At 58.1% G+C, this 372-nt stretch carries 2 pseudogenes; one reads left to right on the forward strand and one right to left on the reverse strand.

Annotated elements, in window-relative coordinates:
* Nucleotides 1–60 precede the first annotated feature (60 nt).
* Nucleotides 61–195: pseudogene (locus tag I6F28_RS37420) on the forward strand (hypothetical protein); the annotation flags it as partial.
* 51 nt (nt 196–246) lie between these two features.
* Here I6F28_RS37420 and I6F28_RS37295 read toward each other — a convergent pair.
* Nucleotides 247–372: pseudogene (locus I6F28_RS37295) on the reverse strand (IS701 family transposase); the annotation flags it as partial.

Below are 372 nucleotides of genomic sequence, written 5' to 3' on the forward strand. Positions count from 1 at the left end.
CTTGATGCCACTGCGTGGCCAAAGACGTTTTCGCTTGCCTTCAACATTTCGCCTGTTCAGTTGCGGGATTCCGCGCTTGGAGAGCGCATTATATCGCTCCTAGAGCAGACCGGCTTTAGTCCGCGCCACCTGGAGATTGAAATTACAGAGAGCGCGTTCGTGGAAAGAAACGGGGCTGCGAAGACCGTGATTGACGAACTTCGTCAAGCCGGCGTCCGTATTGCGCTCGATGATTTCGGGACAGGCGATGGCCCAGCGATGGCCTTCCACCGACACCAGCTTCTGCATGGACGTGCCTTTGGGGCACCATGTGGAGAAGAAGGCCAAGCTGCCGTCGGCGATGTTGCGGCGGATCAGAAGACCCCGCGTCCA

Source organism: Bradyrhizobium sp. NBAIM14, from assembly GCF_020193895.1.
GTDB classification, from domain to species: domain Bacteria; phylum Pseudomonadota; class Alphaproteobacteria; order Rhizobiales; family Xanthobacteraceae; genus Bradyrhizobium; species Bradyrhizobium yuanmingense.